The following is a 7546-nucleotide window of genomic DNA, read 5'->3' as shown; positions in this document are numbered from 1 at the left end:
TACAGCACAATTGTTGACTGAGCGGTTTTCGCTCCAAACCGAACTTCGCCAAAGTGCCACTAGCTGTAATTCAGGGATTATATCCTATCTGCAAATTTCACTCATTGACGATTTATTCGCTGTCTACTTTCTTTTTATTGCTTACCAACATTAAGAAATTCCGCATAAACTTCTAAGTCAATTTGATCCCCAACAATCGGTATATAACTGTCCATTCCAAAGTCAGAACGTTTGATTTGACCTACCGCACTAAAACCAATGGTGTATTTTCCCGTCATCCAGTTATCTGTTCCACCGTGAAATGTGGCTTTAAACGTCACAGGTTTGGTAACGCCTCTAAGCGTTAAATCGCCTGAGAAATTAAAACTGGTATCGGATATAACCGTAACGCTGTGGCTAATAAATGATGCTTGCGTAAAGCACTCACTGTTAAACCAAGTGTCATTTTGTAAGGTTTCTGCTAAGTCAGCATTATTAATATCAATAGAGCTAATATCCACCACTGCGTTTAATGACGCGGCAGTCATATTATTAGGATCAAAGTTGAGTTGTGCGTCAAATTTATTAAAACGCCCTACATAGGTTGATAATCCTAAATGTTGGATTTTAAATATTAATACAGCATGTTGACTGTCTAGCTGATATTCGCCCGCTTGCAGCGCTATCAACTCAGATTTAACAGTTTGTGCAATTCAACTCACACAACTTGTCAGTAACAGCGCAGCGCACATAGCTGAGACCGAATGTATAAATGTTCGCATTGTATTCTTTGATGCTGAGTTCATAGTAATTAAGGCATTAGAGTATAGGTAAAATAAAACGTCATTTTTCATTAAATTAAAATATATGATGACTCATATTTTTCATTTTCACCTCTCTTTTATATCCCTGATGGAGTGAAAGCCGGCTATTCCAGTCTATTAATTGACCGTTTTTATATAATTTGAACTGCGGGGTCAGCCGTAGTCAGAGCGGATGAAATTTAGGGCAGCCAACAACACTGCAGTTCCTATATGATTTAGCGCGAATCTGACAATACACTAATTGCTACAACAGACATGGAATAATCCGCATCCGCTATCAGGAGATATTTGCATACGCGGAATATTCTGGTGCAATCGCTGTTTACACCTGCTCTTTATGAACGGCACCACAGGCAAAAACTAACGACTAATTCGCCCTGCAAACCTGGTTTCAGCAAGTCCCGCAGACACAACTGTTTCGGCTTTTATAAGCTTACCATCACTGCCTGTCGGTTTATCTAGGCCCACCCGAGCACTGGTACAATAAAGCGTTTCATAACTGGGTCCCGCTAATACTGGGCAAGTGGTTTGAACACTGGGAGACTCGATCACTCGGTCAACGTTTCCGGTATTAGTGTAACGTACCACTCGGCTACCGCCCCATTCGGCGTTCCATAGATAGCCTTGCGCATCAAGGCAGGAGCCATCTGGTGCACCACCGCCTTCGACTTTTACAAAAATGCGCTGATTATCGAGAGACGGATAGTCGCAGCAGAAAATCTGACCCTGCATAGAATCGCTGTAGTACATGGTGCTGCCGTCCGGGCTGAAACAGATACTGTTTGGAATGACGACGGCAGATAATGCCAGCGTTTCTGTTTCCAGAGTAGTGGCGTTCAGTCGATGAAATTGTCCGCATTTTTGAACATAGTCACCTTCAAGCATGGAGCTAAAAACAAAGTTGCCAGCGCGGTCGCACCGTCCATCCCCGATACGCGTCCCGTCATACCGGGTGATGATGCTACAGGGGTTAACACCTCCGTATTCAGGTCATAAAACGCGAGCTGTGAGGCTAGCCCTATCAGCAAAACATCCGCTTTCCCAGTTAGTGCAAACGACCCAGCACGTTCAGGCAAAGACCAGCGTTTGACGATACCGCTTTCTTCTTCAAAGGCAAGCAGCTCACTACACTCAATATCTGTCCAGAATACTCTGCGCGTTTTTTCACACCAGAGCGGACATTCTCCCAACGCATTATTGACATCAGTGACGATTAAAAACATTTTAATTCTCCAGAAGGCGACATATAGTGAACCGATGCTTGCAGACATCCACAAGCCGTTCACTTCTATCCGTGTAGAAAACGCTCGGATAATTTGTCGCCGAACAACATAATGGCGAGTCCGATTAACATTACCAGCATTCCACCAAGCTTCAGCCCCGAAACGGAGCGGCGGATAGAGCCCAGCAAACCAAAGTGATCTATGACCTGTGATGACAGCAGCTGCCCGACAATAGCCAACCCGAGCAAGGCTGAAAAACCAATTTTTGGGGCGAGTACGACATAACTAAATAATGCACATGCACCGATAACACCACCCACTAAAGTCCACAATGGTTGCGACGGAATAGCAGCAAGCGAGGAGAATAACCCACCTCGCAGCAGTGAATAAATACCAAGGCAGAACGCGCCAGCCGAGAAAGAAAACAGTGCCGCGGTGACAGAGTCTCCCCCCAACCCTTTTGCCAACTGACTGTTCAGGGTTGTTTGCAACGTGATACCCAGACCGGCAGCAAAAGCAATTAAGTAATAGATCATGCTCATCGGTATTCCCCTATTAGTTAGCCTGCTCTAACGGCAGAAAAACGTCAGCAAATACATCAGGCTGATAGCCAGACGCAGCAAACAGATGCTCTAGGGATTCATCAATGGCAGCACGAAGACGCTCACTGTCGACACCCAAAACTTGACCCTTCTGTTTGACGATACGACCAGCGATCATCACGGTATCAATGTTGCTACGTTCCGTTGCATGCACCACGGTGCCAAAAGCATTACCGGACGGGTAAAGGTTGATGTCATTGGCGTTAATCAAGATCAGGTCTGCTTGTTTCCCCGGCGTCAAACTGCCAATTTTGTCCTGCAAACCGGCACAAGCGGCACCATCAACGGTGGCGGATTTAAGAAGCTGAGCGGCTGGAAGCGTTGTCTGTATATGATCATGATCAGAACCACAGTGCTTCTGCTGATGCATGCCCATGACTCGTTGTAGATAAAATGCCACACGCATTTCCATAAACATGTCAGTACTGTAAGAGGTTTCATTATCGACACTTAGTCCTGGGCTAATGCCATGACGCTGCGCAGCTGGCATAGCGAACATACCGTCTTCGATGCCATAGTGTGAATCAGAGCGTGGGCAGACGTTTACTCGAACACCCGCTTCACGCAGGATTCTCCACCCTTCATCAGGCAATGACGTGCAGTGATTGAAAATATTATCTGGGCCAAGAAGGCCTTGCTGATGCAATGGTTCAAGCTCATCCGCCATCAAAGAGCCAAAGAACTCAGTCACAATGGGGAGCCCTAATCGACGAGCTTCGGCCCATAACTCTGGCTCCAACTGAGCCATGACGCCAAGAGAAACAAGGCTGTCAGGGTTATTCGTAAAGTATTTTTCCTGCAAGCGTTGCCAGTTACCTGGCCAGTGCGCTTTATCCCATTCACCAGCAACGGGCGCACCCGAGGCATGTATGGCGCGAATGCCCGAATCAAGTAGGGCCTCAACGGCGGCATCTGAATGTTCAGCGGTGCGGCTGTTATGGGAATTATCAATGACGGTGGTGATACCCGCGTCAATGCAGCCCAGAGCCGTCAGCAAGTTGCCGATATAATTATCCGCTGGACGATAGTATTTAGCGAAAGAAAAGTGCGTGGCGTTACTATAATCTTCCAAACAGGTGGCATTAGGGTTGATGCGGCGTAATTGGCCTTCCCATGAGTGACGATGAGAATCCACCATCCCCGGCATGGCAATCATGCCAGCCGCATCGATAATGACGGCGTCATTGGCATCAAGGTTCTCACCTATGGCCTTGATGGTGCTGCCTTCGATAAGAATATCAGCGTTAACCAAATTACCGACATCATTATCCATGCTTAGAACAGTAGCTCCTTGGATAAGCGTCCGAGTGGTCAGTGATTCAGTGTTTTGTACTATGTTACGAGTATAATCAGTCATTTTCATTTCATCTTGTTGAAATAGTGTGAAGCAAGGATACGTAAGGTGACACTTTCGAAAAAGATGGTTAAACTGTTTTCATTATTCAGCAATCACGAACAATCCCCTCCGGTGGCTTCTGTTGTGGCTCAAGGAAAAAGAATATGGATCGTATTCAGGCAATGCAGGTTTTTGTTCGTGTGGCGGAGGCTGGGAGTTTTATCTATGCAGCGGAAACGCTTTCCTTACCGGCCTCGACAGTCACCAGCACGATTAAAAGTCTTGAAAAATATTTGCAGGTGCGCCTGCTGAACAGAACAACACGGCGCGTCAGCTTGACCACAGAGGGCGCCCAGTATTTGGCTCAGTGTTTGGAAATACTTAAATTAATTGAGCATACAGAGTCTAGCCTGACCGATTCCGTTAAACGACCACAAGGACGCCTACGTGTTGATATGCCTGGCGGTATCGCCCACTTTGTCATCATGCCAAATCTGCAAGACTTTTACAGACGCTATCCGGATATCTATCTAATGATAGGGGTTAATGACCGGCAGGTAGATCTTGTTCAGGAAGGTGTAGATTGTGTTATTCGAACTGGTGAGCTTAATGACTCAACCCTCGTTGCACGACCGCTTGGCCGGTTTCGCTGGGTGACATGTGCTTCTCCGGCTTATCTTAAAGAGAAAGGGATTCCACAGACGCCAGAAGATTTATCTGACCACCGAGCCGTTCATTATTTTTCAGGGCATGCTAAGCGAGCGAATGAAATGAGCTTTGTTAGCGGCTCTGAAAAAATGTCAATCCCGGTTAGTGGGACCGTGGCCGCCAATGAGACGGGGCTCTACATAAAAATGTGTCTTGAAGGGTTAGGGTTGGTGCAGCTTGCTGAGAAGGTGGTATCTGAACACCTAGAAGAAGGCCGACTCGTTGAAGTTTTGGCGGACTGGCAACCTGCGTCCGTACCGGTTAATTTGCTCTATCCACATCAACGTTTTCTATCGCCAGCCGTACGGGCATTTGCCGATTGGGCAACCGAGCTTATCAGAAACGATAATTCGTCCATCTGATTGACGGCAGCAGACGTAATTTTTACTGCATCGGACTCCGATGCAGTATTGTTCTGTGCAGCCTTAACCAGAGTTTTCTAATGCGGTAAATGGCTCTCTCCCGTAGATCATAAATACGGGGTTAACGCATCGATTGAGCCGGTTCAAGATGGACGTTTCGCCCAGCCATCATGCCAGTACACGCACCAGCAACAGCGATAGCTGCCGTAATTAATAGCGGTGCAGTCCAGCCGCCAGTCCAGTCGTGCACTTGACCTAGCAATAAGGGGCCTGCTGCCGCCATGAGATACCCTACACACTGTGCCATTCCTGACAGAGCGGCCGCGTCGCCAGCATTCTGCGTACGCAGTACAACGAAAGTCAAACCTAGCATCATGCAGGCACCAGAGCCAAAGCCCAGAAGCGCAGCCCACAAGATGGCAAACTCTGGCGCATAAATAAGCCCGATAAACGATAAGGCAACCAACAGGCTGGTTGTTACGGCCGCCAGTTTCTGATCTTTTAGGCGGCGCAGCGTGGCTGCTAGTATTAACCCCGGAATGGCTGTGGCCAGTTGCAGCGTTCCATGTACGGAGCCTGCTTCAGTGGCGGATATACCATTATCCATCAGAATAGTCGGCAACCAGCCGACGGCGACATAAAAAGGCATCGCATTGAAACCCATAAACAGTGTGACCTGCCATGCTAGAGACGATTTCCAGACGGCTACTGTCGCTGATTTTTTCGAATTGGACAGGCTCACAGGTTCATGCTTTTTAAGCTGCGGCAACCATACAATAAGCGCAAACAGCGGGGCTGCAATTAATAAAGTCAGCGCAATATTCCAGCCCCAAACCTGTGTTAAAGGAATCATGATGGCAGAACCTATCGCACCCGCCCCCCCCATCGTAATGGAATACGCCCCTGTCATGGAGGCAACGTTGGCTGAGAGGTCGCGCTTAACTAGACCAGGAAGCAGTACGTTACCCAAGGCGATCCCTGTGCCTATTAGTATTGTACCGACATACAACGTCCACACACTTCCTGTAGAACGCAGCAAGATGCCTAAAGAAATGATTGTCAATGCACCAAAAAGTGTACGTTCTAGTCCGAACTTTCGGGCAACAGGTGCACTCAGTGGTGAGAATGCAGCAAATGCCAGCAATGGTAATGAAGTAAGCAGACCTACGGCCGAGGAGCTCAAGCCGAAGTCACTTTGGATAAGCGGTAGAACGGGCGCTATACTGGTAAAAGGAAGCCGCAGGTTGACCGCAATAAAAAGAATTCCTGCCACAAGTGCAACGGTATTCCACTTGTTTTTAGTGTCCAACATGTTCTCTAACCTTCTTTACTTTAGAAAAAAAAGCACTATAAAGTATCAGAAGAGCGTATAATATAGACAATATGACAGGTGATATCTAAATTATGCCAGATTTTAAAAAGACGGTTTCCTCACCGGAAGACTTCGATTCCGATGAGTTCATGCAGGCAGCCGTTGCCTTACAGATCGAACCTGACCTGAAGCATTCCGGTGTTAGACCGCATCACCACCGCAAGGGTCAGTTGATCTTGTCTTTGCATGGTGCGGTGAGCTGTGAAGTACAAGATGCACTGTGGCTTGTTCCTCCTCAGCACGCGGTCTGGATCCCAAGCGGCACCCCTCACAGCTGCCGAATTACCAAAAATGCTAGTACCTGCTTTTTGTTTGTTGAGCCTAGCGCGGCAGTGATGCCCGACGCATGCTGCACGGTTGCCATAACACCTCTTGTAAGGGAGTTGATTCTGCATCTTGCTGAACAGGACCCCGCTTACCCTTCAGAGGGTAAAACAGCTCGTCTTGTTGCAGTGCTTCTCGAACAGTTGTCTGATGCGCCGCTCAAAGAGCTGCATCTACCCATATCAGACCACCCTAAAATTAGACAAATTGCGGATGCACTTTTTGCAGATCCGAGCGACCGTACTACTGTGCGTCAGTGGGCGGCCAGACTTGCCACCAGTGAACGATCGCTAGCCAGACTTGTAGAAAACGCTACCGGACTGAGCTTCGGACGCTGGCGTCAGCAGCTGCATTTGATGATCGCACTGAGTCAGTTGGCAGAGGGGAAATCGGTACAAAGTGTCGCGGGTAATCTGGGGTATGATTCTGTAAATGCCTTCATCACTATGTTCAAAAAAGCACTTGGTAAATCGCCTACCCAATATTTTTCATCGTTGCGATAAAGCTCGGCAGGCCGATATTGAGCAGAGATAATTCGCATTGATTTTTCATAGACAAGAAAACACAGCTGCCTGCTTGACCGGAATTTTCTAATGGGTGCCCCCTTTAATTTCCATAATTATAAGCCAGCTAGCACAGGAAAACTGGCATGAAATGATAGGAGAATCGATACGAATACAGTTAAATAAATTGACTGATGATGATCAGTTAAGCTAATTTAAAAACGGCTCTATAAAATAGATAAATAAAGTGATCAAAGCTGATGAGAATCGGTGATCAAAGTCATGATAATACGCAATCTAGACCTTTGATGTC

6 protein-coding genes and 1 pseudogene are annotated in these 7546 nt (G+C 47.2%); 2 read left to right on the top strand and 5 right to left on the bottom strand.

Annotated features, from left to right (window positions below):
- Window positions 1-134 precede the first annotated feature (134 nt).
- The 4 genes and pseudogenes from PSR9079_RS23235 to PSR9079_RS23220 form a co-directional block, all read right to left on the bottom strand.
- Window positions 135-668, bottom strand: a complete 534-nt coding sequence (locus PSR9079_RS23235; RefSeq protein WP_179959252.1) for a YceI family protein — start codon at window positions 666-668, stop codon at window positions 135-137.
- 495 nt (window positions 669-1163) lie between these two features.
- Window positions 1164-2026, bottom strand: a pseudogene (locus PSR9079_RS24105) (SMP-30/gluconolactonase/LRE family protein).
- A 65-nt stretch (window positions 2027-2091) separates the two neighbouring features.
- On the bottom strand, window positions 2092-2568 hold the full coding sequence (locus PSR9079_RS23225; RefSeq protein ID WP_149983436.1) for a DMT family transporter: 477 nt from the start codon (window positions 2566-2568) through the stop codon (window positions 2092-2094).
- 13 nt (window positions 2569-2581) lie between these two features.
- Window positions 2582-3985: an amidohydrolase family protein gene (locus PSR9079_RS23220; protein WP_149983435.1), complete on the bottom strand. Its 1404-nt coding sequence runs from the start codon at window positions 3983-3985 to the stop codon at window positions 2582-2584.
- A 143-nt stretch (window positions 3986-4128) separates the two neighbouring features.
- Here PSR9079_RS23220 and PSR9079_RS23215 point away from each other — a divergent pair, with 143 nt between their 5' ends.
- Window positions 4129-5034 (top strand): LysR family transcriptional regulator, encoded by a 906-nt coding sequence (locus tag PSR9079_RS23215; protein WP_149983434.1) that lies wholly within the window; start codon window positions 4129-4131, stop codon window positions 5032-5034.
- 121 nt (window positions 5035-5155) lie between these two features.
- On the opposite strand, the gene PSR9079_RS23210 is transcribed toward PSR9079_RS23215, so the two are convergent.
- On the bottom strand, window positions 5156-6346 hold the full coding sequence (locus tag PSR9079_RS23210) for a CynX/NimT family MFS transporter (protein ID WP_149983433.1): 1191 nt from the start codon (window positions 6344-6346) through the stop codon (window positions 5156-5158).
- 92 nt (window positions 6347-6438) lie between these two features.
- On the opposite strand from PSR9079_RS23210, the gene PSR9079_RS23205 reads away from it, so the two are divergent.
- Entirely contained in the window at window positions 6439-7233 is a 795-nt protein-coding gene (locus PSR9079_RS23205; protein WP_149983432.1) for an AraC family transcriptional regulator, read from the top strand.
- Window positions 7234-7546: the final 313 nt, after the last annotated feature.

Origin of the sequence: Pseudoalteromonas rhizosphaerae, from assembly GCF_902498845.1 — a bacterium.
GTDB lineage: Bacteria > Pseudomonadota > Gammaproteobacteria > Enterobacterales > Alteromonadaceae > Pseudoalteromonas > Pseudoalteromonas rhizosphaerae.
This window is presented reverse-complemented; position numbering and strand designations above follow the sequence as displayed.